25 protein-coding genes are annotated in these 22,431 nt (G+C 33.9%); 11 read left to right on the top strand and 14 right to left on the bottom strand.

The genetic code is table 11. The features are described from left to right. Positions 1-4: 4 nt before the first annotated feature. The gene (locus tag Q0505_RS19885) at positions 5-853 is read right to left on the bottom strand and encodes a hypothetical protein (protein ID WP_299216917.1); all 849 of its coding nucleotides are present in this window, start codon (positions 851-853) and stop codon (positions 5-7) included. Between the two features lie 102 nt (positions 854-955). On the opposite strand from Q0505_RS19885, the gene Q0505_RS19890 reads away from it, so the two are divergent. From Q0505_RS19890 to Q0505_RS19920, 7 genes are all read left to right on the top strand, one after another. After that, positions 956-1,612, top strand: a complete 657-nt coding sequence (locus Q0505_RS19890; RefSeq protein ID WP_299216919.1) for a thymidine kinase — start codon at positions 956-958, stop codon at positions 1,610-1,612. 6 nt (positions 1,613-1,618) lie between these two features. Beyond that, a complete protein-coding gene (alr, locus tag Q0505_RS19895) occupies positions 1,619-2,716 on the top strand; it encodes an alanine racemase (RefSeq protein WP_299216922.1) in 1,098 nt (365 codons plus the stop codon). Positions 2,717-2,799: 83 nt separating this feature from the next. Further along, the gene (gene mscL, locus Q0505_RS19900) at positions 2,800-3,207 is read left to right on the top strand and encodes a large conductance mechanosensitive channel protein MscL (protein WP_299216925.1); all 408 of its coding nucleotides are present in this window, start codon (positions 2,800-2,802) and stop codon (positions 3,205-3,207) included. 246 nt (positions 3,208-3,453) lie between these two features. Then, complete coding sequence (locus Q0505_RS19905; RefSeq protein WP_299216928.1) at positions 3,454-4,443, top strand: aspartate-semialdehyde dehydrogenase; 990 nt, start codon at positions 3,454-3,456, stop codon at positions 4,441-4,443. A 78-nt stretch (positions 4,444-4,521) separates the two neighbouring features. After that, complete coding sequence (locus Q0505_RS19910; RefSeq protein ID WP_299216931.1) at positions 4,522-5,145, top strand: CatA-like O-acetyltransferase; 624 nt, start codon at positions 4,522-4,524, stop codon at positions 5,143-5,145. A 105-nt stretch (positions 5,146-5,250) separates the two neighbouring features. Further along, the gene (locus Q0505_RS19915; RefSeq protein ID WP_299216934.1) at positions 5,251-5,628 is read left to right on the top strand and encodes a DoxX family membrane protein; all 378 of its coding nucleotides are present in this window, start codon (positions 5,251-5,253) and stop codon (positions 5,626-5,628) included. Between the two features lie 114 nt (positions 5,629-5,742). Further along, on the top strand, positions 5,743-7,899 hold the full coding sequence (locus Q0505_RS19920; protein ID WP_299216937.1) for a prolyl oligopeptidase family serine peptidase: 2,157 nt from the start codon (positions 5,743-5,745) through the stop codon (positions 7,897-7,899). 121 nt (positions 7,900-8,020) lie between these two features. Here Q0505_RS19920 and Q0505_RS19925 read toward each other — a convergent pair whose 3' ends face one another. Continuing rightward, positions 8,021-8,605, bottom strand: a complete 585-nt coding sequence (locus Q0505_RS19925) for a DNA-processing protein DprA (protein WP_366519456.1) — start codon at positions 8,603-8,605, stop codon at positions 8,021-8,023. Between the two features lie 14 nt (positions 8,606-8,619). Here Q0505_RS19925 and Q0505_RS19930 point away from each other — a divergent pair, with 14 nt between their 5' ends. Next, positions 8,620-9,045 carry a helix-turn-helix domain-containing protein gene (locus Q0505_RS19930; protein WP_366519457.1) on the top strand — a complete coding sequence of 142 codons (426 nt, stop codon included), beginning with the start codon at positions 8,620-8,622 and terminating at the stop codon, positions 9,043-9,045. 169 nt (positions 9,046-9,214) lie between these two features. Here the strand turns inward: Q0505_RS19930 and Q0505_RS19935 are convergent, their stop codons facing one another. The 12 genes from Q0505_RS19935 to Q0505_RS19990 form a co-directional block, all read right to left on the bottom strand. Further along, positions 9,215-10,300: a hypothetical protein gene (locus tag Q0505_RS19935; RefSeq protein ID WP_299216943.1), complete on the bottom strand. Its 1,086-nt coding sequence runs from the start codon at positions 10,298-10,300 to the stop codon at positions 9,215-9,217. A gap of 29 nt (positions 10,301-10,329) precedes the next feature. Further along, complete coding sequence (locus Q0505_RS19940; RefSeq protein ID WP_299216945.1) at positions 10,330-11,262, bottom strand: AAA family ATPase; 933 nt, start codon at positions 11,260-11,262, stop codon at positions 10,330-10,332. A gap of 2 nt (positions 11,263-11,264) precedes the next feature. Continuing rightward, positions 11,265-11,774 (bottom strand): hypothetical protein, encoded by a 510-nt coding sequence (locus Q0505_RS19945; RefSeq protein ID WP_299216949.1) that lies wholly within the window; start codon positions 11,772-11,774, stop codon positions 11,265-11,267. Between the two features lie 10 nt (positions 11,775-11,784). Then, positions 11,785-12,750 (bottom strand): CBASS oligonucleotide cyclase, encoded by a 966-nt coding sequence (locus Q0505_RS19950; protein ID WP_299216952.1) that lies wholly within the window; start codon positions 12,748-12,750, stop codon positions 11,785-11,787. A gap of 257 nt (positions 12,751-13,007) precedes the next feature. Further along, positions 13,008-13,856, bottom strand: coding sequence for a hypothetical protein (locus Q0505_RS19955; RefSeq protein ID WP_299216957.1), 849 nt, complete (start codon positions 13,854-13,856; stop codon positions 13,008-13,010). A gap of 25 nt (positions 13,857-13,881) precedes the next feature. Further along, positions 13,882-14,985, bottom strand: a complete 1,104-nt coding sequence (locus Q0505_RS19960) for a serine protease (protein WP_299216960.1) — start codon at positions 14,983-14,985, stop codon at positions 13,882-13,884. A 94-nt stretch (positions 14,986-15,079) separates the two neighbouring features. Then, entirely contained in the window at positions 15,080-15,712 is a 633-nt protein-coding gene (locus Q0505_RS19965; RefSeq protein WP_299216963.1) for a response regulator transcription factor, read from the bottom strand. After that, the gene (locus tag Q0505_RS19970; protein ID WP_299216965.1) at positions 15,709-17,508 is read right to left on the bottom strand and encodes an ATP-binding protein; all 1,800 of its coding nucleotides are present in this window, start codon (positions 17,506-17,508) and stop codon (positions 15,709-15,711) included. The genes Q0505_RS19965 and Q0505_RS19970 overlap by 4 nt, the downstream gene beginning before the upstream one ends. Before the next feature lie 33 nt (positions 17,509-17,541). Next, complete coding sequence (locus Q0505_RS19975) at positions 17,542-18,069, bottom strand: hypothetical protein (RefSeq protein WP_299216968.1); 528 nt, start codon at positions 18,067-18,069, stop codon at positions 17,542-17,544. A gap of 266 nt (positions 18,070-18,335) precedes the next feature. Next, a complete protein-coding gene (locus Q0505_RS19980; protein WP_299216971.1) occupies positions 18,336-18,824 on the bottom strand; it encodes a hypothetical protein in 489 nt (162 codons plus the stop codon). Next, entirely contained in the window at positions 18,814-19,167 is a 354-nt protein-coding gene (locus Q0505_RS19985) for a helix-turn-helix transcriptional regulator (protein WP_299216973.1), read from the bottom strand. The genes Q0505_RS19980 and Q0505_RS19985 overlap by 11 nt, the downstream gene beginning before the upstream one ends. Before the next feature lie 167 nt (positions 19,168-19,334). Continuing rightward, positions 19,335-19,805, bottom strand: coding sequence for a replication protein (locus Q0505_RS19990; RefSeq protein WP_299216976.1), 471 nt, complete (start codon positions 19,803-19,805; stop codon positions 19,335-19,337). A 121-nt stretch (positions 19,806-19,926) separates the two neighbouring features. Here Q0505_RS19990 and Q0505_RS19995 point away from each other — a divergent pair, with 121 nt between their 5' ends. The 3 genes from Q0505_RS19995 (at position 19,927) to Q0505_RS20005 (ending at position 22,422) form a co-directional block, all read left to right on the top strand. Then, complete coding sequence (locus Q0505_RS19995; protein ID WP_299216979.1) at positions 19,927-20,148, top strand: hypothetical protein; 222 nt, start codon at positions 19,927-19,929, stop codon at positions 20,146-20,148. A gap of 155 nt (positions 20,149-20,303) precedes the next feature. Further along, complete coding sequence (locus Q0505_RS20000) at positions 20,304-22,046, top strand: recombinase family protein (RefSeq protein WP_299216982.1); 1,743 nt, start codon at positions 20,304-20,306, stop codon at positions 22,044-22,046. A 157-nt stretch (positions 22,047-22,203) separates the two neighbouring features. Further along, the gene (locus tag Q0505_RS20005) at positions 22,204-22,422 is read left to right on the top strand and encodes a hypothetical protein (RefSeq protein WP_299216985.1); all 219 of its coding nucleotides are present in this window, start codon (positions 22,204-22,206) and stop codon (positions 22,420-22,422) included. Positions 22,423-22,431: the final 9 nt, after the last annotated feature.

Raw genomic sequence — 22,431 nt, forward strand, 5'->3', positions numbered from 1 at the left:
TCGATTAGTTGAATTTACTTTCAATAATCTGCATAAAACGCTCTTCATACTCTTCTTTTCCTTCCCAAGCATTATAATCCGGTTTCACCATTTGATGTATAAACTGCTTTGCTTCCTCCAGAGAGCGAAAAGTACTTAGTTGTGACAAGACGCGATTGTAATCAGTATCGCTTCCTTGGAAGAGATGTTTTATAAAAGCGAGTTTATCATTAAGCCCAATCTTAAGACCGTTTTTAAGTTTGGCGTTTAAGTTTTTAGGAGTTGCATCTTCCTCCACCAATGTGACAGGATCAAAAATAGGTGTCTGGGCAAACTCTCCTCCTATGTCAAACATATCATTTTTTTGATAGCGATCTTTAGGTTCTATAGACTCTACCATCTCATCTATAGCAGAGGCTTCTGGAGGCATTTCGGCTACCATATCTTTTATTTTTTCAATAACAGGCTCATGTACAGGCTCTTCTTCATTAAAAACAGTTCCATCAGGTCTATGTCTATCATTAGCTCTTGCCTCTGCAAAACGCGCTTCGTTTTCAGCAACAATCTCAGCAGGTGTTTTAGTCCTTGGTGTTGAGGGTATTTCTATTTTTTCTTTTGCAGGTACTTGCGCTATTTCTTCAAGGTCAGGAGACTTTATTTCAAGAGTAGAAAGATCTTCTAGTGCTTCTTCTATTTTAGACAATCCAATAGTAGGTTGCCCTGATTGCTCCAGCTTTTCTGCATAGGATAATATCATTAATTTCTCATAAAGAGCACGAGATTTCTCCGTCATTTGCGTGTACGAAGTATCATCTTTGAGTTGTAATATTTTGTGTGCGAGACTTATTAATTCTGCTTTGATAGATTTCTTCATAACTTTCGAATACTTAACGTTGATTACGCCTCTTTTTTGATAAATTTACCCTGATTTTAAATCAAACGCTAGAAATAGCGTTTTGGTCTTGAAAAGTACAAAATGTTTCTTGAAAACACAGTAAATCATAAAGAGCAATTCGGTTGGATTGAAGTAATTTGCGGATCTATGTTCTCTGGTAAAACAGAAGAACTCATCCGTAGGCTTAAACGCGCGCAGTTTGCAAAGCAAAAAGTAGAGATCTTCAAACCTACTGTAGATACCCGTTATGACCAAGAAATGGTGGTATCTCACGATGCCAACGAAATACGCTCTACGCCCGTTCCTGCGGCTGCAAATATTCCTATGCTAGCAGACGATTGTGATGTGATTGGAATTGATGAAGCTCAGTTTTTTGACGATGAAATTGTAAAAGTATGCAATGACCTTGCTAATAGAGGTATTCGGGTAATTATTGCAGGGCTTGATATGGATTTTAAAGGAAATCCTTTTGGTCCTATGCCAGCTCTGATGGCTACAGCCGAGTATGTGACTAAAGTACACGCCGTATGTACACGCACAGGGAACTTAGCGCAGTATAGCTATCGCAAAGCTCAAAATGATAAACTTGTTCTTCTAGGAGAAACCGAAGAATATGAACCCCTAAGCAGGGGAGCTTATTATAAAGCCATGCTACGTGACCGTCTCAAAAAAATGGAAGTCAATGACCCTACCGAAGTTGTTCCAGAAAAAATACCTGATACAAACACTGATAAATAATCTCTTATGGGGGTCACTCGTCTAGAAATAGATCTCAAAGCGTTAAAACATAATTACTCCTACCTTAGAGCCAAGGTCGCTGACAACATTAAAATGATGGCGGTCGTAAAAGCTTTTGGTTACGGAAGCGATGCCTGTGAAATTGCCCTTTTTCTAGAAAAACTAGGTGTTGATTATTTTGCAGTGGCGTATGCTGATGAGGGGGAAATATTGCGAAAAGCTGGAGTAAAAACACCTATTTTAGTATTGCATCCACAGCCGGACAACTTCAATATCATTATTGAACACTGTTTGGAACCTAGTTTATATAGTGCGCGTGTGTTTAAAGAATTTTCCGCTTTCGCGAAAGCGCAACAACAGAAAAACTATCCTGTACATCTTAAATTTAATACTGGACTAAATCGTCTGGGATTCTGGGAAAACGATACCGATTGGATACTGGAACGCTTAAAAGAAACCACTACAATCAAGGTAGCGTCTATTTTTTCTCATCTTGTTGCTAGCGAAGACCCAAAAGAAAGAGAATTTACACAACATCAAATTGCTAGTTTTACAAAAATAGCTGCTACATTTCTTACATCCCTAGACTACACTCCTTTTTTACATCAAAGTAATACGTCTGCCATTATCAATTATCCAGAGGCGCAATTTGATATGGTTCGCGCGGGTATAGGGTTGTATGGCTATGGTAATTCGCCTGAGGAAGATGCACATTTACAACCTGTGGCTTCTCTTATATCTGTTATCTCACAAATACATGCAATAGAACCTGGTGAATCTGTAGGGTACAATCGCGCGTATAAAGCAACTCATTATGAGAAAACAGCCACCATCCCCATAGGTCACGCCGACGGTATTTCTAGAGCGTATGGTCAAGGTAAAGGATATGTCACTATAAATGGTCAAAAAGCGCCCATTGTAGGAAATGTGTGTATGGATATGCTTATGGTAAATATTACAGATATAGATTGTAAAGAAGGAGATGATGTTGTTGTATTTGGAAAAGGAGCTTCTGCTGTAGATTTGTCGGCAACTATTCATTCTATTTCTTATGAATTACTTACTGCGGTATCTCAACGAGTAAAACGTGTCGTTCTTCGATAGAGGGCTTGTCACTCTTAAAGTTTTGTTAACTGAATTTCTTTTTTTAGTACCTTCGAGGTCATTAACCTTTAAACCAAATTAAGATGTTAAAAGAATTTAAAGCATTTATCATGACGGGTAACGTCATAGAGCTTTCGGTAGCGGTCATTCTAGGAGCTGCTCTCAACGGCGTAGTAAAAGGATTTACTGATAAAATCATGATGCCAATTATAGGGTATTTTACTGGTGGGATAGACTTTGCAGATAAAAAGATTGTTCTTACCGAAGCTGTACTTGGCGCAGACGGTGCTGTTGTTACTCCTGAAAACGCTATTATGTACGGAGAATGGATTAACACGATTATTAATTTAATTATTGTTGGGTTTGTGCTGTTTCTGATTATAAAGGCCTATAACAAATCAAAGAAAAAAGAAGAAGCGGCTCCTGCACCAGATCCAGGACCATCAGAAATTGATTTGTTAAAAGAAATTAGAGATTCGCTTAAAAAATAAGAACTCGTATTATAAAAATCCCGTTCTACAATGGGATGACGTAAACGTCACCGCTACACTATATATTCTAATTTTAAACCGCCTTCGTTATCTAGCTAAGGCGGTTCTTTTTGTTAGGAATAATACATTTTCGTCTTCTTTTGTGTACCCTAGAAACATTATCTGCTTTTTAGACCTTTTTATATCAATTAATTAAGCACTAGTTGCTACATTTGAGTTTTTAAATTTTAATCTATACTTATACTGATGAGAGTAGCTGTAGTCGGTGCTACCGGAATGGTAGGCCAAGTGATGTTGCAAGTACTTGCAGAGCGTAATTTTCCTATAACTGAATTGATCCCTGTTGCTTCAGAGCGATCTGTAGGTAAACATATTACCTATAAACAGAAGGAATACACTGTTTTTTCTATGCAGGATGCTATAGATGCCAAACCAGATATTGCTATTTTTTCTGCAGGCGGTGACACCTCTCTTGCGTATGCACCAAAATTTGCAGAAGTAGGCACGACTGTTATAGATAACTCATCTGCTTGGCGTATGGATCGTACTAAAAAACTAGTGGTTCCAGAAATTAATGCCAATACTTTAACTAAAGAAGATAAAATTATTGCAAATCCTAATTGTTCTACCATACAATTGGTACTAGCTCTAGCACCATTGCATAAAAAATATGGGATTAAAAGATTGGTGGTTTCTACCTATCAATCTATTACAGGAACGGGAGTCAAAGCGGTACAACAGCTAGAAAATGAATATACTGGACAAAAGGGTGAAATGGCATACCTCTATCCTATTCATCGAAATGCTATTCCCGCTTGTGATGTTTTTCAAGAAAATGGATATACTAAAGAAGAGTTGAAGCTCGTCAATGAAACTCAAAAAATACTAGACGATCGCACGATTGCGGTTACGGCTACAGCAGTACGTATTCCTGTGGTAGGAGGTCATAGCGAGTCTGTTAATATAGAATTTCATACGGAGTACGATCTTAGCGAAATACGTAAAATATTAAGTGAAGCAGACGGAGTTACAGTACAAGATAATCCAGACACAAACACCTACCCTATGCCTATCTATGCCGAAGGTAAAGATGACGTTTTTGTAGGACGTATCCGTCGTGATCACTCACAAGAAAACTCTCTTAATATGTGGATTGTTTCTGACAATCTTCGCAAAGGAGCGGCTACCAACGCTGTCCAGATTGGAGAGTATCTTGTAGCGAATGGATTGGTTTAAAATCAAATTTTTACACAATATTTAAAACCTTCCTTGTGAAGGTTTTTTTATTATAGTAGCTCATCTAACATAATACCTATGAAAACAATAGACCTATCCACTTGGAAACGCAAACAACACTTTGAATTTTTTAGCCAGTTTGAAGAGCCTTATTTTGGAATTACAGTGTCTGTAGATGTAACGATCGCTATGCAAAAAGCCAAAGAACTAGACGTTTCTTTCTTTCAATACTATTTACACAAATGCATCCTAGCAACCAATCAAATTGAAAATTTCAGGTTTCGTATCACACCAGAAAACGAGGTTATTGTACACGATCATATAGGTGCTTCGGCAACCATTATGAGGCCTAACGAAACTTTTGCTTTTAGTTATATTCCGTATGAAGAAGATTTTGATATGTTTGTAAAGATCGTTCAAAAAGAAATAGACCGGATTCAAGAAAGCGATGCCTTATTTCCTGTCGAAAATCCAGATAGTGTCATTCATTATTCAGCAATTCCTTGGCTAGATTTTAGTGCTATTACACATTCGCGTATGTTTAAAGCAAAAGATAGTGTTCCTAAAATCTCTTTTGGAAAAGTTTCTACAAAAAATGACAAAAAGACAATGTCTATTGCTATATATATTCATCACGGTCTTGCTGACGGTCTTCACGTAAGTAGGTTTATAGCTATTTTTCAAAATTTACTGAATAAGTGATTTTTTTGATTTTTGGAAAAATTGACAATTATTTTACGCATGCTTGTAATAGAAATAAAAGTACTGCGTCTAAGACCTCAATAATAACCAAAACAAATAAAACTCATGAAATTAGTAAACACAATTATTAGAATCGGTCTTGGAGTGATGCTCCTTACTTTTGGGCTTAACAAATTTTTCTGGTTTATGCCAGACTTTGAATTTGGCCAAGATGTTGGCGCAACAAATTTATTTCAAGCTTTTACAGATAGTGGCTATATGTGGCCATTGGTAGGAGGGCTTGAAGTTGTGGTGGGTCTTCTTTTTATTATAAAAAAAGCATTTCCAGCAGCATTACTTGCGTTATTACCTATTTCTGTGAATGTGGTACTTTTTCATGCGGTATTAAATCCTGCAAACATAGCCCCTGCGTTGCTTGTAGCTATTGTTAATCTTTATTTTATCTATAAAAACTGGAGCAATTTTAGACATCTCGTTCAATAAAGAAATACATTCTCTTATATATACAACCCTGCCTGTTTGAGGTGGGGTTTTTTATGCTTTCGCGAAAGCGTACAAATCCCTATCTTCACTATCTCAAAAATATACTTCAGCCTTATGAAAAGAGTCCTTTTATTAGCCTTTATGAGTAGCGTGCTATTCTCTTGTAAAAATGATATGAAATCTACAGAAAAACCTATTGCAGTGACCTATACACCTACCCAAAAAGTAGACACCATAGATACATATTTTGGTACAGAAGTGCCAGATCCTTATCGCTGGCTAGAAGATGATCGTAGTGAAGAAACTCAAGATTGGGTAAAACGTCAAAATCAAGTTACCTATAATTATCTAGATACCATTCCTTTTAGAGCACAACTTAAAGAGCGTTTATCAACATTATGGAATTATGAAAAAATAGGTGCTCCTTTTAAAGAAGGAGCGTATACGTATTTCTATAAAAACAACGGACTTCAAAACCAGTATGTGATTTATAGATACAAAACAGGAGATCAACCCGATACTGCTACGGTATTTTTAGATCCTAATACATTTTCAGATGATGGAACTGTTTCATTAGGTAGTGCTAGTTTTTCTAAAGATGGTAGTACGCTTGCGTATAGTATATCTGAAGGAGGAAGTGACTGGCGTAAAATTCTAATTATGAATTCTGAAACTAAAGAAATTATTGAAGACACATTAATAGATGTAAAGTTTTCGGGAATTTCTTGGTACAAAAACGAAGGTTTTTACTATTCAAGTTATGACAAACCTAAGGGGAGCGAACTTTCTGCAAAAACAGATCAACATAAATTATACTATCATAAATTAGGAACTCCTCAATCTCAAGATGTTGTTGTTTTTGGTGCTACTCCACAAGAAAAACATAGGTATATAGGTGGACGTGTCACAGAAGATGATCGCTATTTAATCATTTCGGCGAGCGTTTCGACCTCCGGAAATAAATTGTTTATGAAAGATCTTACAAAACCGAACTCGTCTCTTGTTACGATAGTGGGTCATACCGATTCTGACACCAATATTATAGAAAACGAAGGGAGTAAGCTGTTTTTAGCTACTAATTTAAATGCGCCTAACCGTCGTGTTGTGACCGTAGATGCTAGTAATCCTACTCCAGAAAATTGGGTGGATCTTATTCCAGAAACAAAAAATGTGTTGAGTATTTCTAGTGCTGGAGGAAACTTTTTTGCAGAGTATATGGTAGATGCAGTTTCAAAAGTATTACAATATGATTATCAAGGAAATCTTATCCGTGAAGTAGAATTACCAGGGATAGGATCTGCAGGAGGGTTTAGCGCCAAAAAAGAAGAAACAGAACTTTATTATAGTTTTACAAATTATAAAATGCCTTCAAGTACCTATTTATATCAAATAAAAGAAGGCACCTCCGAATTATATCGTAAACCCAACATTGATTTTAATCCTGATAATTACGAAAGTACGCAGGTCTTTTATAACTCAAAAGACGGAACGAAAGTGCCTATGATTATCACCCATAAAAAAGGACTAGAACTCAATGGGAAGAACCCTACAATTCTATATGCTTATGGTGGTTTTAATATAAGTCTTACTCCTAGTTTTAGTATTTCCAATGCGGTCTGGATGGAACAAGGGGGTATCTACGCTGTCCCTAATTTACGTGGTGGCGGTGAGTATGGAAAAGAGTGGCATGACGCAGGTACAAAGATGCAAAAGCAAAATGTGTTTGATGATTTTATTGCTGCTGCAGAGTATCTTATTGATCAAAAATATACCTCTAGTGATTATTTGGCGATTCGTGGTGGATCTAATGGGGGACTTCTTGTAGGAGCAACTATGACACAACGTCCTGATCTTATGAAAGTAGCTTTACCAGCCGTAGGGGTTATGGATATGCTTAGATATCATACTTTTACTGCAGGTGCAGGATGGGCTTATGATTATGGTACGGCAGAAGACAGTAAAGAAATGTTTGAATATCTTAAAGGATATTCACCTGTTCATAATATAAAGGAAGGGGTTTCATATCCCGCAACACTCGTTACTACAGCAGATCACGATGATCGTGTGGTGCCGGCGCATTCTTTTAAATTTGCCGCAGAGCTACAAGCAAAACAAGCAGGAGATGCACCTACCCTTATCCGAATAGAAACCGATGCTGGACACGGTGCTGGAACTCCAGTAAGTAAAACCATTGAGCAATATGCAGACATATTTGGTTTTACATTATATAATATGGGATATAGAGTATTACCTGGGAAAGTAAAAGGGTAATCCAAATACGAAAGTAGAAAAACGAACAACGAAAAGGCTCAGGTATCACTTGGGTCTTTTCTCTTTTTACGCTCCTACCTCTCTCTGGCAGACAAGTTCACGAAAGCGTATACAACCAGCATCAAATAACCTCAAACAACTTCCCTGGCAAAGGGCGTATCACACCTTTGAGTTCCATGGTGAGGAGGATTCCTGCTATTCTGTGAGTGGGCATTTTACAATGTAACGCAATAAGATCTAACTGTTCTTTTCCGTGTTCTGTTAGAAAACGCCAAATAGATTTTTCGTCATCATCTAGTTCTACAAAAAGTTTTTTCTGAACAGGTAATGGGGCATCTTCTTTTAGTTTCCAATTAAGAATATACGCTAAGTCTGCTGCCGATGTAAGCAAATGTGCTTTGTGTTGTTTAATCAGATTATTACAACCTATACTTAACGGGTCATTCGCTCTTCCTGGTACGGCAAATACATCACGGTGATAGCCATTGGCAAAATCTGTAGTGACGAGAGAGCCTCCTTTGGCGGCACTTTCTATCACAATAGTCGCCTCACTGAGTCCGGCAATAATCCGATTACGTTGTAAAAAATTAGTGTGAACAAAGGTATCTGATGTCCAAAAATCGGTCATAAAGCCACCGTTTTTTTCTACCTCTTTTATGTATTTACTATGCACTTTCGGATACATCTTATCAAGTCCATGCGCCAATACGCCAATTGGTTGTGTTGCCCATTTGCAATGTTAATCTAAATGTCCCCAAACCTACAGATAGAGCACTCCCTCCTGAATCAAATAAAACTCTAGGAGCTGAATTAAAGAGAAAACGTATGGAATCTCAACTATCACAAAGAGAAGCCGCAGAACGGCTCTCAGTATCATTGATAACGTATAGGGGATATGAAAGTAATAAGAATATTCCTCACGATCATATTAAGAATAGAGTTAATCAATTTATTGGATATAACTTCTGGGATGATGGTTCTGAAACCTTAGCTAATAAGCTTTTACGCTATCGAATAAAAAAAGAAATGACAGCTGCTGAATTAGGAACTGTCATAGGGGTTAGTAGGAATACAATCAAACGAATTGAAACAGAAATTTATGTATCAGATAAAATGAAAAAGATAATTAGTGGTTTCTTGAAATAACCTCAAATTTATAAAATGTTATTATATGTTTTATGTCTTATAATCCAAATGGATAGTAACTAACACTATTTTAAGAGCTTTTAAATTTTTTTCAGGCAAGCTACTACTTCTATAAAAGGAGTATTTTCAATGAACTCTACGTTAGCACTAAATTATGTAATCTTATTAATTAAAATAAATCCATACTAGGAAAATACTCTCTTAAACATCTTGGGTCATTTTCAATATTATTTAACACATCTTTAAGTATTTCTTTCGATTCTGTTTTTTCTCGATTCGACATCAATTCAGAAATTACGTTGTTAGTATTATCTGGGGAAACTATTCTTATTGTTTCTATATTGTCAATAATGTATTTTAGTGTAATTTTCAAATTCCCAATAATTGTGGAATTAAAATAATTAATGTTCTCCAATGCCTTCTTTGTCAACTCCTTTATAAGTATAGATTTCATAGGAACATCTTTCTTTTCTCTTAAAATTTTTAGCAATTTTATTATTTCTCTTTTATCATTTACATTATCACCAAAATCTTCTTGTTTGTACGGATTCATTTTAATCCTTGATGCATTTCCAAATATGTTTTCAGGATTTTCATATAAGTGATATTCATTTCCTCCTTTTCTAAAATCCGTTCGTCTACCTGGAACAACATCTATACAAGTCTTTTCTCCATCTATATTATATATTAAACCTATTGATCGTCTTTGTTTTCTTACTTTAATCAAATCTGTATCTTCAAACTCATACCTGAAATAATCTAATACTGAATAATACATTTCTTCTAATGTCCTAAAACTTGTTTTTTTAAAACTAATCCTTATGTCAAAATCTGAGATTTTAGTTACCGAAGTTTTTTGTTTAACTGAACCTTGGTGAGTTGGTCGTCCTAATATTTCACTATGATACCTTTTCTTCAAAGCTTTTTTAATTCTCAACGACTTTCGTAATGTCTTTTGATCAAAATTATCCATTTTACATGAAGTCACAACTGAAGATAAATAAGTAACCTCATCAATATCACTCTCATCAATATCTCCAGATTCAAAAAGAGATATAATCAAGAGCCAAAAACTAGTTATTGAAGCTCCAATTACGGCACCTTGAAGAGTAGACTTTATAACAGAGTTAAGATCAAAATCTAAATTCGGATCTTCCTTAATAGCATTCCACTGATAAATAACATTTAACAATAACGCTATACTACCTCCATATATTCCGCCTTTTGATATTTCTCTAGTTCTATTATTTTTCATTTTAGATCAAATTTTACTTAAACAAAGTGTTATTTATCTTGAAATGGAGGCGTGGGTATTATTCTGTTAGCAATTTCTTTAGATTTTTTAGGGTTTACAGCCTCATTTGGATATGCGTCTAAAATTAAAGAAGGTAATAGTCGTTGCGTTAAATCAGAAAATGTAAATCCATATTCTCTTATATCAGTTTTGCCTGTGACCTCCACCATATCTTTAATATTATGATTAGTGAAACCAAGTTCAGTCAATGGTTCTTTTAAAACAGCTAATCTTTGTTCTTCATTCGGTCTGCTAAATTTTAAGATATCGGCAGCTCTTCTCTTTATTGCAGGGTCTAAAGAGTTTAAGCGATTCGTACACATGATAACTGCTGCTGGAAGTTTTCCATTAGCTATTCTATCAATTCCACGTATAAATGCATTTACTCCAGCTTTATCTTCATGATGCATTTGGTTACTTTCGCGAGATTGAGTCAAAGCATCAGCTTCGTCCACTAGAAGAATTACTGCTCCTCTAGATTTACCTGATGGATTGTTGAGTTTTTTAGCTTTTTCAATTGAATAATCAAATGCTGTAGATATGAGTTTTGTCATTTCGCCAACACGACCTTGTCCTCTTGCGGATAAACTTAAAGGCAGTAAAGTAACATCTATTTTTTCTTGTCTAGCAACTGCATCACCAATACATGTTGCTAATTCTGATTTACCTGATCCAACATCTCCTTCTAAAATCACCAATGGAGGTCTTCTTAATACAATATTGGATATATGTTTTGCATTGGGATGATATTTTTCAATCCAAGATTTGATTCCTTCAGGATTTATTAACAAACTTAGGATTTTAGTCATACGACTTTTATGACTATCTAATCCAACCAATGCGTTTAGTCGATCTTGAAATTCAAAATCTGGATATATAACTGCTTGTTCAAATAAGCTTTCTGTTGATGGTCTTGTACTCATAATTAATATTTTTTAACAGTGAAACGATTTAGTGATTTACTTCCGGAACTATATGTTTTGTCTTGCAACATGTAACCATTTACACCTGGTTCAGCTGCTCCCGTTCTTTTGATAGGCAAATTGTTCTTATAATTATTTCTTTCTTCTGAACTTAAATTAAACCACGATGAAGTATATATGAGATAACTATTAAAGAACGCTCCTTTAACATCAGCTCCAGGTTTTATTCTTCCAGGATCGTCATCAACCCCTGATGTGTTAGCAAGGTCTCTTGCTGTATACTGTATTGTGGGTTCTGTCCAATCACCATCTTTTTGAAATCCGTAAGTAACTTTATCTAGATAACCATCTTTAAGAAGTTCTATCATCTCTGCTTCTAAATCAGATATGTGACTATCAGATGGAGCACCATAAAACCTTTGCATTCTTTTTAAATCTGTTGCTACTTTGGCTGCTAGTTCTTTAGCATGTGTAATTGTGAAACTATTATTAAATGTATTACTATAACTCATATAACTTTTTTTAAATGTGAAATGATGGACCAAATACTTTTTTCCAGTAGTAAACAGTATTTTCTTTTGTAGTAGCAGCTAATGCAGCATCTATTGCATCGCCTGCATCTATTGCAGCATCTTCAATCAAATCTGCTTGAGCGTTTGTATAAAGCTTTGCTGCATTATTTTCTGCATTAACTGGATCTATGATCTGTACAGGCTCTGAAAATGTTCCGATGCTGCCATAAGCATAATAATCATTAAATGAAATTTGATCCCTTACACCAGTTGTTGCTAGATAGGTAAAAAAGCTTTGAAGCGCTTCTGGATAATCCGAAAAGTCTTGACCATTATCTGCAAGTTTTGCAAATATTAATTCGATCATAAATGACTTGAACTTAAAATCAGGGTTTTCAATTTTCATATTTTTCGCCCAATATTTTGCAAGTCTGATTATCTGTGCGAAATGAGTGTTATTTTTTGATTTCCTCGCTTTGATAAATTCTATATGGAATGGGATATTCGTTTTTAAAAACGAACCATCATTTTGACTTACAAGATCGCCATACCAGTCTGGATCATCGTAATAAAGTATTGGTACAATGTCTACGTCTAAACTAGTTCCTTTGAAAGAAACTTGAACAGAATATGTTTGTGGAACTACTTGATCTGGACTAAAATTAGGGAAAGCCTTTCGTAACTTTTCTGCTAAATAATTTAATAACTCTTCTATACTAGACGGAGCATCGTCTGCCTTGATATAACAACCAACATCAATATCACTAATTGATTTTAGAGCAGTGCCTTTTGCAAGACTTCCAGAAATAAGCATTCTTTTTAACACAAAGTCTGGATGCTCATTTAAGTAGTTTGTAAGTTTATCTCTCAACCGACCTGCCTGTGCTCGATATTCTTTGGCTTTATCACTCGGTAAATTAATAGTATTTACTGCCCAATTCGCTATGTCTTTTTGTGAGACGTGTTCTCTTCCCATAATTTTAATGTGTTATTTTATGATGGCAAGAACGTCACATTTTGAGAGTGATTCAATACCTTGGTGAGGGTATATTTTGTGTTGGAAACACTAAGTTTCTTGAATAGGAAAGATGACGAAGAGGTAGTAGGCGGATAGTTGCTTTCACGGTGTTAAATGTCTGTCTTTCAAAAGAAACTTCTTTTATTTCTAATTCTAGCGCGCCAGACTGACTATTTCTCTAAATAGATCTACTAGGCCTATTTTTAAAGCTCTTCCTAATCTTTATATAAATTTTGAAGTTTTAATAATGTCATGGCATTGTTATACAAATGTGGTACTACATTGGCATACGTTAATAAGTGTTTCTTTGGTATATTTTTAAACTCCGAAAGTCGTGATGGATAGAATAAGTCATTCGAATAATATAATACTCCTATTCCTTGACTAACTAACTGTTTGGTTAAAGGGATCATGTAATCGTCCAAATAGGTTTGATCCCATTTTCTGCCATCAGCACTAGAATTATCAAAAATGACTAGTTCAAAATCTGTTGGATGTGATCCATTTTTATTTATCAATTTATCTTTTATCTGTTTGTAAGTTAATTCTTTAACACTTATTTCCGTACAATTGAATTGTACTTTTGAAGAGCCTTTCATAAAAATTCGTTCTAAATCTTCATTAATAGGTGTTGTAACTTCGTTTACTAATAGTATTTGAGATTGCCCTCGCAATTCTTCGTTATCTTTTTCAGAGTTTTTAATATGCTGTATAGTTCTAATTTCTGCTTCTCTTACATTTTCGATAGATTTTTGAAATTTTCTTTTCACCGTTTTATCTAATCCAAAAATGCCTAAAAAAGTTAAGACTAATGTTAGTAATATTCCTTGTACTCCTAGTTTGGTAATGAATAGATTATCAATTTTATTTTCATTGGTGATGGTTCGTTTTGTATTCTCTAGAATATTCTTATTTAATGAGTTTACTTCCTTATCTATTTTTTGTTGAATCTGAATTTCTGAATTATTAGTTTCTATTGAAACTTCTTGAACTTTGTTAGTGTCTTGTTGTGCAGCTAGAAGCGTCACAAAACTTATTGCTATGATGAATATTGTTTTTTTCATTGATTTTATTTTAAAAGATTGAAAGTTATTTTTTATCAGGATGAACTTTGTATGTATATTTTATGCCTAATTCTTCTAGTAGTTCAATAAGAAATAGTCCGCTAACAGCGTAATTAGTTCTAAACCCAGTATATTCTTCAGAAGTACCTGCATAGTGAATTCCTAGTACTTTTCCAGATGTGAAGTCTAACAAAGGGGATCCTGAATTTCCTCCCCAAGTGGTACAATCATGATGGTAGATGTAATTTGAAATACAGGTTCTAAAAAAAGCACCTGGTGCAAATTGTTTTACGCCTGATACTCCATTAAAAGAAGCACTTCGTAATTCTTCATTTTCACTACATGCAGGATAACCAATGACATAAATATCTTCTTTCAATGTTGGAGGCTTATAAGAAAGTTCTAATCCTTCAGGTAATTGATGCTCATTATGATTTATAGTTTGTACTCGTAACAAAGCAATATCTAATTCTGAATTTTTAGTAATATGAATTACTTCTTTGATATCAAATTCAAGTTCTTCACGGGTATCATGCTCTTCTTTAAAATCAATTTTAACTCCTAATGGACGCCTTCTATGACTTTCCTTTATTTGGAATACTCCTTTTTCTTTTTGTGAAGCAAAATGCTGTGCTACATGTCTATTTGTTACAATGATATCCGTATCATAAATTAGCCATCCTGTGCCTGCCCATTTTCTTCTATCATCTCCTATAATTTCAATACGCCCAACAGCAGGAATCACTTTGGAAATCGTATCTATGTTTTCTGTTATGTGTTTTTCCCAAGATGTTGTAATGGCAATATCAATTTGATCGTTATTGATAAGAAATACAGGACGATCAATGGTTTTTATAATACTTTGTTCGGCACGCTTGTATAAGTCGACTTCTTCAACTATTCCGTCAATGGAAGAGTTAAAAAGCATATCAATTACATATTTATCTTCATGGTCATTTAAAAATGTTTGTAGGCTTTCAAAGAAGGTTCCATCATTGGTAAAGTCAACACGAAGTTCTATACTTCGAATTATTTCTTCATTGTTGTAATAGTCTTTTAAATTGGCTAAGACTTCTTTAGGAGATTTTACTGAATTTTCGTTTTCTGAAGCTTGTTTTTGTGAATCCATGGTACTTGTTTTTGTATGACAACAAGTATGTTAGAAACAACAAAAATGGCAATACCTTGGTGAGGGTATATTTAATCAAATCGGGAAATAAAGCTTAGTCAAAATCATAACCTCTGTTGAGTGCGTAACTCAATAGAGCATCTCGACCTTTAAGGTTTAATTTCTTTGTAATGTTTTTACGATGTGTCAATACTGTATGTTTACTAACAAATAGTTTGTCGGCAATCTCTTGGCTACTCAATCGCTTACCTATCAATTCTAAGATTTGATTTTGCGTTTTAGTAAGAAGTTTTTCTTTTCTTATTTCAGTTGTAGAACTCTCTTCCTCCAATGGAACATCTGAGTCGTAGTAGATTTCTCCTGCATGTACCTCCCTGATTGCTTTTAAAAGCACTGGTAATGTTGCATTTTTAAGCAAGTATCCTTTTGCACCAGCATCTACCATTTTGTTGAAAAGCTCACGTTTTCTAAACATAGTAAACGCAATGACTTTGATATGTGAATACTTTGCTGTGATTTGTTTTGTTGCTTCAATACCATCTAACTTTGGCATACGAATGTCCACAATTACAACATGTATATGTCTACTCTTTTGCTCTAAAAGTTCTAGTAAAGCAACTCCATCATTTACTTTACCGATAATGGCAATATCTTTTTCAAACCCAAAAAAAAGATCTATTCCGTCAATAAGACTATTATGATCTTCTGCAATTACGATATTTATCATAGTGGTATTTCGATTATAAATGTGGTTCCTTTGTTAGCAGCAGAATCAATAGTTAACTTTCCTTTTAACTCTTCTATTTTTTTCTCTATACTATTTAATCCTAGCCCTTTTTGTTTTTCTAATTTGGTTTTATCTAGTCCAACTCCATCATCTTCTACGATGATTGTTATAGAATTTTCATCAGCAGTAATGTCTATAGAAACTTCTGAGGCTTTTGAATGCTTTACTGCGTTTGTGATGAGTTCTGTAGTCATTCGACGCAAGTCATTTTCAATGGATATGTTTACAATATTAATCGTTCCATGACTTTGTACTTCGACTGATAATTGATTACTTTCATTCATAATAGCTGCAAAATCTTTAATAACGTCTACCCAATAACCAGAATTTTGAGACGCTGAGTCTTCTAAATGCGCCATATTCCTAACTTTTAGATACGCTTCATTTATTAGCTCTTGTGTTTTAGATATTAAACTTTCCTCTTCTTGTTGGAAACGATCTTTACGGACTTTAAGATTATCAAAGCACTGCTGAATCGCAATAATTAAACTTCCTAAATTATCATGTAATTCCCCTGCAATGCGTTGTCGTTGCTTATCTTTTTCATCATTACGAGCGTCTATTGCTTCAATTTCTTTTTCTTTTTCGGCAAGCAGTTTTTTACTTCTATAATACAATATGAGGATGGCACCAATAATAATCACAGCAATTAAAATAATCATTACCTGGTATAACAGGTTTTTATCTTTTATTCCTTCAGCTTTTAAGATTAAATTTTTTTGAGATAATTCATTGGTTTCTAATAAAGTTAATATAGTGTTCTGTTTTGTAATGTTTATACTATCCCTATATGAAACCATTTTTTTATAATATATAAAAGCAGAATCTTCCTCCCTCAAATTCTCATAATTGAGAGATAAGTATTTGTACAATCCTATTTTTCTGTTATAAATATTTTCTTTAATTGGCAAGGTTTCTGCTTTAAGAAGAATGTCAATGGCTTCCTCATAATTGCCTTGAAGTGTATATGTATATGCTTTTGTTTTTAAAGATGATTCTATACGATCTGGAGAATCTAGTATGTTAGCATAATACAGCATGCTATCAGCATGAATTTTGGCTTGTTTAAAATCATCAGTATAGCTTTGATAGAATACTGATTTGTAATTGTGCAATTTGTACATTGCATCAGGTGTTCCAATTTTATTTGCATAATGATTTGCTTTTTTTAAATGGAATTGAGCATTTTTAGTATTTGAAGGAGTAATTCCTAAAAAGCTTAATCCTAAATGCGCAATAAGTAATTGTTCTGCGCTATCATCTTTACGTGCATTTTCAAAAAAGACTTTTAAATAAGATTCACCATCATATTCTAAGAAATCTTGAGAAACTAAAGTGTAGTGTAAATCATAATTAATAATGTTTGTCATTTTTATATTCCCAGATGTACGGAATAGTCTTTGAGCTTTGAGCTTGAGAGCATACGCTTTTTCCTCTTGGTTATTATATCTGTAGGCATCCCCAAGTATATAACAATACCATCCTTTATAATTCTTAGAAAGTTGAGTGCTATCTACATTTTTGAGTGCAATAAATGCCTTTGCTATATTACGTTGTTCTATATATAACTTCCCTTGATAATAATAGTTTAGATTATTATTAGGAGGATATAATTGTGAAAGTTCACGTTCAAAAGCAGTATAGTGTTTATTATCTAATAAGGTGTCTAGCCGGGTTTCCTGAGTAAATATCTTATTAGATAAGAATAAGCAATATAGCAAAAACAAGTATTTCAAAATTTGAATTTTAGTTTGTTAATTTACAACTATTTATGCAGGATCCAACACACCTCCACCAACTGTTCTAGGTTCTTCTTCTATTGTTATATTCAAAGATTTTCCACCGATAAACTCTTGAAGGAGTTCTATATTATAATCGTAGTCTTGTGAAGGTGAATCAAAGGTAACATGATGCTGAACAAAATAACGATAGATAGCAATATGCCAATCTTTGAAATCTTCATCGTGAACAGTAATTACCAAAATTTTATCTTGAGGAAAAGATATATGATTAAAAATAGAATCTAAAGATAAAGTTTGTCTATCCCAATCTAAATTTTCGGCAGTTAGCTTTTTACGATCAGTTGGATGTCCGTGGCTATAAATAGCAAGTAGACAAGGAATGTCTTCACTTGAAATATCATAAGGATTTCTAAGATTGAGACTGTATGTGTTTTCTGAATCAGATAATTCAACTACTGGAATTTCAGTAGCTATTTCAATTACATTTTCCTCAATTGAGTACGTTCCTTTACTGTAAAATGTTTGTTTGTGCGCTGACGCTTTTGATGTTGTCATTTGTTTTTGAGTTTAGGTTAAAATTATTAATTTAAATATGCCTCAAAACTAGATGATATAGACTGTAGAAAACATACCTTGGTGAAGGTAAATTTTGAGACAACTTAGTATTAACCAATCGGATGCAAATTTTTAAGATCATCTTGTATGTACACTTCTGCAGAAGATTAACTAGATAATAGAGAACGAATTGCAATTAATATTCACAAACAAATTGTGATTAATACGGAGTTAAAACTGAAAAACACCTATTAAGGTGTTTTCAATCACTCCAGATAATAATGAGTAAGCATCAACGCAAATACATCAAAGACTCCCATTTGATAATGCTCTGCGGTAGTATTCTTGCGAAGTGCTGGCATACGAGATTGTAACTCTGGATACCATTCACTAATAGTTTTTGAAATACCATATTTTGTGTTTTTTCCAAATTGAAGAAACGCTTGCTTGATATCTTCACGAGAATATTTATAAATTGATAGTCCTTGATCAATAGCTTGTTTCTCAAACGCATCAATAACTCTTACTACTCGTTTACTAATTCGCTTGTCAGTATCTTGATACCCTCGTAAGAGAATTAATGAAGGGTTGTATTCTTTAATGAATCCTTGTAATCTTTTTAAGTGTGCGCCTACGCTAAGTGGTCTAATACGAGCAATACCATATCTAATAAGTTCTTTTGGGTTCTCACATACAATGTAATTAAGACCTGCACCATTGGGATAGAGAACGACAATGAGTCCGCTATTTCCCATACTTTCCTTGCAACTCTATTAATTGATCTATAATAGTGTCAATATTTGTGATCCTATCACTTACATCTGGAGAGGTCATTGCTTCCAACAAACGATCTTTCAAAGTTGTTGCTTGAGATATATTATTCTGTAGTATTTCTGTATAATGCTGTTTGAGTAACCTTTCTATCGGAATACGAAGGATAAAATGGTAGCTCAAAACCGTATTTATTTGGGGAATTCTTTTTCCTTTTTCAATTTTAGATAAACTACCGATATCAATTCCTATCATTTCCGCCATATCACCAAGAGCAATCCCCGAACGCTCACGATAAGTTTTTAAGTAGTGTAATGTTTTATTCATATTAAATTAATAGGGTGTTGATTGTTATTTTTATTCAACACCGATATTCATTTTATAGGATGTGGTATTTATAAAATAGATATGCCTTTTTGCCAATATGTCAAAAAAAATTCGCTGTCACTCTTATATTTAAAGAGTAATAGTAATGACGTGATAGTATTACTGTATTATATAGGTGGTTGTATATGGTTAAATGAGATCTTCTGCATACCCTGTGACGTATCTTCACTGTACAATTTTGTATGTGTAATTATTGTAGGGTTACTTTTCTTCACTGTTTTAGGTGAAGTATGTTCACGGCTCACGTTTTTGTTAATGGAATAAAACAGTTTATGTGCTTTTCTCCGATCTTCTGTGGTGTATAGATATACTCCGTGTTCATTTTTGATATGTATGAGTCCTTTGCTAAATAATGAGGATATAGCTTTAGAGACGGAGCGTAGTGATAAGTTAGTTTTTTTTACAAAAAACCGCCTTGAAATCCAATCCCATTCTTTGTGTGATCCTGTTCGTTTATCTACCCATCCATAGGTTTGACGAATGATAACAAGTATTATTTTCAATTCTGCATACCCTAGATGCTTTAAATGAGTATCTAATATTGAGTTTGGAACGCCTGTTCTATTTATGTATGCCATAGTATGAGCATATAAGTAATACTACTTCTTATATAGATATGCCATTTGGACCATTGGTAAATGATTATCTATCAAAATGGCTGATCTATTTTTATGTTGGTGTTTGAGTAGTATATACATTATGACCTCTAACGTAGAAGCTAACCCACCATTTAAACTCTCTGAGACAGCGTACAACGAACTTATAGAGGTGTTAAGAGATGAAATAGGTCAAGATTCCATTGATCGACTAGGAGAGGATAATATACATCACATAGGGCATCATTTACTTACGTTGACTGCTATACAACTACGCATTCGTATAAAGGAGTATAAGCAAGGAAACGTGGACAATTTGAGATAATTCCCATACACTATATATGTCAAACTCTAGGAATTACATACAATTTGTATAAGCTTTTTGCTTGTACATAGAAATGGGGTGATAAGTCAGTTTTCCTAGAGTTTGACGATAATAGGAACTTTCTTATCACCCCTTTTTTGCACTTCAATATACCTATGAATACACACCAAACAAACAACTTTATCTATGGAGGGTATGTACGGAAGTCTTCTGAATCAGAGGACCGACAAGTGCAGTCTATTGAACGTCAAAAAGATGATTTACTCTCGATTATTGAAAAGGAGAGAATTATACTGAATGATGAAATTATTGAGGAAACAAAATCGGCTTTTTCTATTGGTCGAGAAGGATTTAATAATCTTATTAAGTTAACCGAGAAAGGAAAAATAAATGCATGGCTCTGCTGGCATCCAAATCGATTATCACGAAACCCAATGGATGCAGGAATTATCATTTATCTCTTAGATATTGGAAAACTTCATCATATCAAAACACCTTCACGTGTTTTCTACAATACACCTACGGACAAAATGATGCTCCAATTTGAGTTTATGATGTCTAAAAAAGACTCCGATGATAAAAGTCATTTTGTGAAGAGTGGGCTTAGAAAACGTTATGAAAAAGGATATCCAAGCGGTAGAGCTCCTATTGGTTTTTTAAATAATAAAACTCAAGAACAAGGTGATAGAGGTTGGATTATCGATCAAGATCGCATTGGCAAATTAAGGCTTCTATTTACTCGGTTTCTTAAGGGGAATGATTCACTTAACACAATTACTGAATATGCTCGTAATAATTTATATCTGACAACTCCAATAGGAAAAAGAAGTGGAGGTAAATTAGTAGCTCGTTCAGTTATTCATAGTGTACTAACAAACCCCATTTATGCAGGATTTTTTTATTCAAGAGATGAAAAAGGGAATAGTAAAAGCTTAAGGAAATTAGAAAAAAGTCTTCCTCGTATTATTTCAGAAAATGAGCATATTCAAATATTAAATATTTTTAGAAAGCATTATCATCCTAAATTACAAAAACATAATACAGCATACAAAGGTTATATTGTGGGTGGTGACGGTAACACTATAGGGGCAGATATAAAATTTCAACTTATTTGTGATTGTGGAAAAAAATTCGCGTATCGTAGTAAAGAAACCTGTCCACAGTGCGGTATTGAGATTTCAAAAATGAAATCCCCGAAGTATCTTTCTTACACCTACTATTTCAATATTAAGCGTCGAAAGACAAGAGGTTATTCGGCAAAGGGTATTGAACAAAAAAAGATAGATACATTTCTTATAGACTTCTACAACAAAGAATTGAAACTCTCTAAAAAAGAATATGAATGGGCTAAAAAGCATTTAAAAATTCTTAGAGATAAAGAATTTGAAGAGGATAAGCGACTTGTTGAATTACACAATAGTGAAATCAAATCTTTAGAAGCTAAAAAAGAGAAATTACGAAAATTATTTATCGAAGAAATGATCTCTCTTGATGAGTTTAAAGACGATGTTTCTAAACTAGAAACTCAACTTAGCATTAAAAAAAGTGAGAAAATATATGCCGAAAACTGGTATGAACAACTCGATAAATTATTAGATAACTTGTACTGCTTTGAAGATATTATCAAAAAGGCTGACTATAACGACAAAAAACAACTCTTAAAATTACTTCGTTCGAACCTAGTATGGGATGAAGAAAAACTCTTTATAAATAAGGCTGATTGGTTAAAAGAATATACAAAAGGGCGAAAGATAATATTAGAAGAATTTAAGGAGTTCGAACCTGAAAATATTAGTATAAATAAAGGCTTAAATAGTACTTTGGAGGTTTACTGTCCATTTATTACCGACTTCATGGACAAACTTCGAAATAACTACTGTAAAAAGTCAGCCATTTAGGCAGATACGCCAAGAAGGCTGATTATTATTTTCATAATGTCAAAAAGGCTGACCATATACATACACTTCATAGATATAGTAAAAAAGAACACTTATGTTGTTCTTTTTAAATATACTAACTCTATTCATAAGGTTTTATTTTAGTTAAAATAAAACTATGGATGAGCTTAACCAAACACAATGTAATCCACCTTTTCGTCTTACTCAAGAAGCATACGATGAACTCGTAATCATTTTAAGAGAAGAAATAGGTCAAGATGCTATTGATAACTTAGGTCCTGACAATATTCACCATATTGGTCACCACCTCTTAACACTAACAGCTACTCAGTTAAAAATTAGAATTAAGGAAGAGAAGGAAAAAGAAAATCTATAAACTGTCTTA

The organism is uncultured Dokdonia sp. (assembly GCF_937910895.1).
Taxonomy (GTDB): domain Bacteria; phylum Bacteroidota; class Bacteroidia; order Flavobacteriales; family Flavobacteriaceae; genus Dokdonia.

Bases quoted from the DNA above. Each gene is read 5' to 3' on its own strand.
- Q0505_RS19885 (WP_299216917.1), bottom strand. From the start codon at position 853: ATGAAGAAATCTATCAAAGCAGAATTAATAAGTCTCGCACACAAAATA.
- Q0505_RS19890 (WP_299216919.1), top strand. From the start codon at position 956: ATGTTTCTTGAAAACACAGTAAATCATAAAGAGCAATTCGGTTGGATT.
- alr (WP_299216922.1), top strand. From the start codon at position 1,619: ATGGGGGTCACTCGTCTAGAAATAGATCTCAAAGCGTTAAAACATAAT.
- mscL (WP_299216925.1), top strand. From the start codon at position 2,800: ATGTTAAAAGAATTTAAAGCATTTATCATGACGGGTAACGTCATAGAG.
- Q0505_RS19905 (WP_299216928.1), top strand. From the start codon at position 3,454: ATGAGAGTAGCTGTAGTCGGTGCTACCGGAATGGTAGGCCAAGTGATG.
- Q0505_RS19910 (WP_299216931.1), top strand. From the start codon at position 4,522: ATGAAAACAATAGACCTATCCACTTGGAAACGCAAACAACACTTTGAA.
- Q0505_RS19915 (WP_299216934.1), top strand. From the start codon at position 5,251: ATGAAATTAGTAAACACAATTATTAGAATCGGTCTTGGAGTGATGCTC.
- Q0505_RS19920 (WP_299216937.1), top strand. From the start codon at position 5,743: ATGAAAAGAGTCCTTTTATTAGCCTTTATGAGTAGCGTGCTATTCTCT.
- Q0505_RS19935 (WP_299216943.1), bottom strand. From the start codon at position 10,300: ATGAAAAATAATAGAACTAGAGAAATATCAAAAGGCGGAATATATGGA.
- Q0505_RS19940 (WP_299216945.1), bottom strand. From the start codon at position 11,262: ATGAGTACAAGACCATCAACAGAAAGCTTATTTGAACAAGCAGTTATA.
- Q0505_RS19945 (WP_299216949.1), bottom strand. From the start codon at position 11,774: ATGAGTTATAGTAATACATTTAATAATAGTTTCACAATTACACATGCT.
- Q0505_RS19950 (WP_299216952.1), bottom strand. From the start codon at position 12,750: ATGGGAAGAGAACACGTCTCACAAAAAGACATAGCGAATTGGGCAGTA.
- Q0505_RS19955 (WP_299216957.1), bottom strand. From the start codon at position 13,856: ATGAAAAAAACAATATTCATCATAGCAATAAGTTTTGTGACGCTTCTA.
- Q0505_RS19960 (WP_299216960.1), bottom strand. From the start codon at position 14,985: ATGGATTCACAAAAACAAGCTTCAGAAAACGAAAATTCAGTAAAATCT.
- Q0505_RS19965 (WP_299216963.1), bottom strand. From the start codon at position 15,712: ATGATAAATATCGTAATTGCAGAAGATCATAATAGTCTTATTGACGGA.
- Q0505_RS19975 (WP_299216968.1), bottom strand. From the start codon at position 18,069: ATGACAACATCAAAAGCGTCAGCGCACAAACAAACATTTTACAGTAAA.
- Q0505_RS19980 (WP_299216971.1), bottom strand. From the start codon at position 18,824: ATGGGAAATAGCGGACTCATTGTCGTTCTCTATCCCAATGGTGCAGGT.
- Q0505_RS19985 (WP_299216973.1), bottom strand. From the start codon at position 19,167: ATGAATAAAACATTACACTACTTAAAAACTTATCGTGAGCGTTCGGGG.
- Q0505_RS19990 (WP_299216976.1), bottom strand. From the start codon at position 19,805: ATGGCATACATAAATAGAACAGGCGTTCCAAACTCAATATTAGATACT.
- Q0505_RS19995 (WP_299216979.1), top strand. From the start codon at position 19,927: ATGACCTCTAACGTAGAAGCTAACCCACCATTTAAACTCTCTGAGACA.
- Q0505_RS20000 (WP_299216982.1), top strand. From the start codon at position 20,304: ATGAATACACACCAAACAAACAACTTTATCTATGGAGGGTATGTACGG.
- Q0505_RS20005 (WP_299216985.1), top strand. From the start codon at position 22,204: ATGGATGAGCTTAACCAAACACAATGTAATCCACCTTTTCGTCTTACT.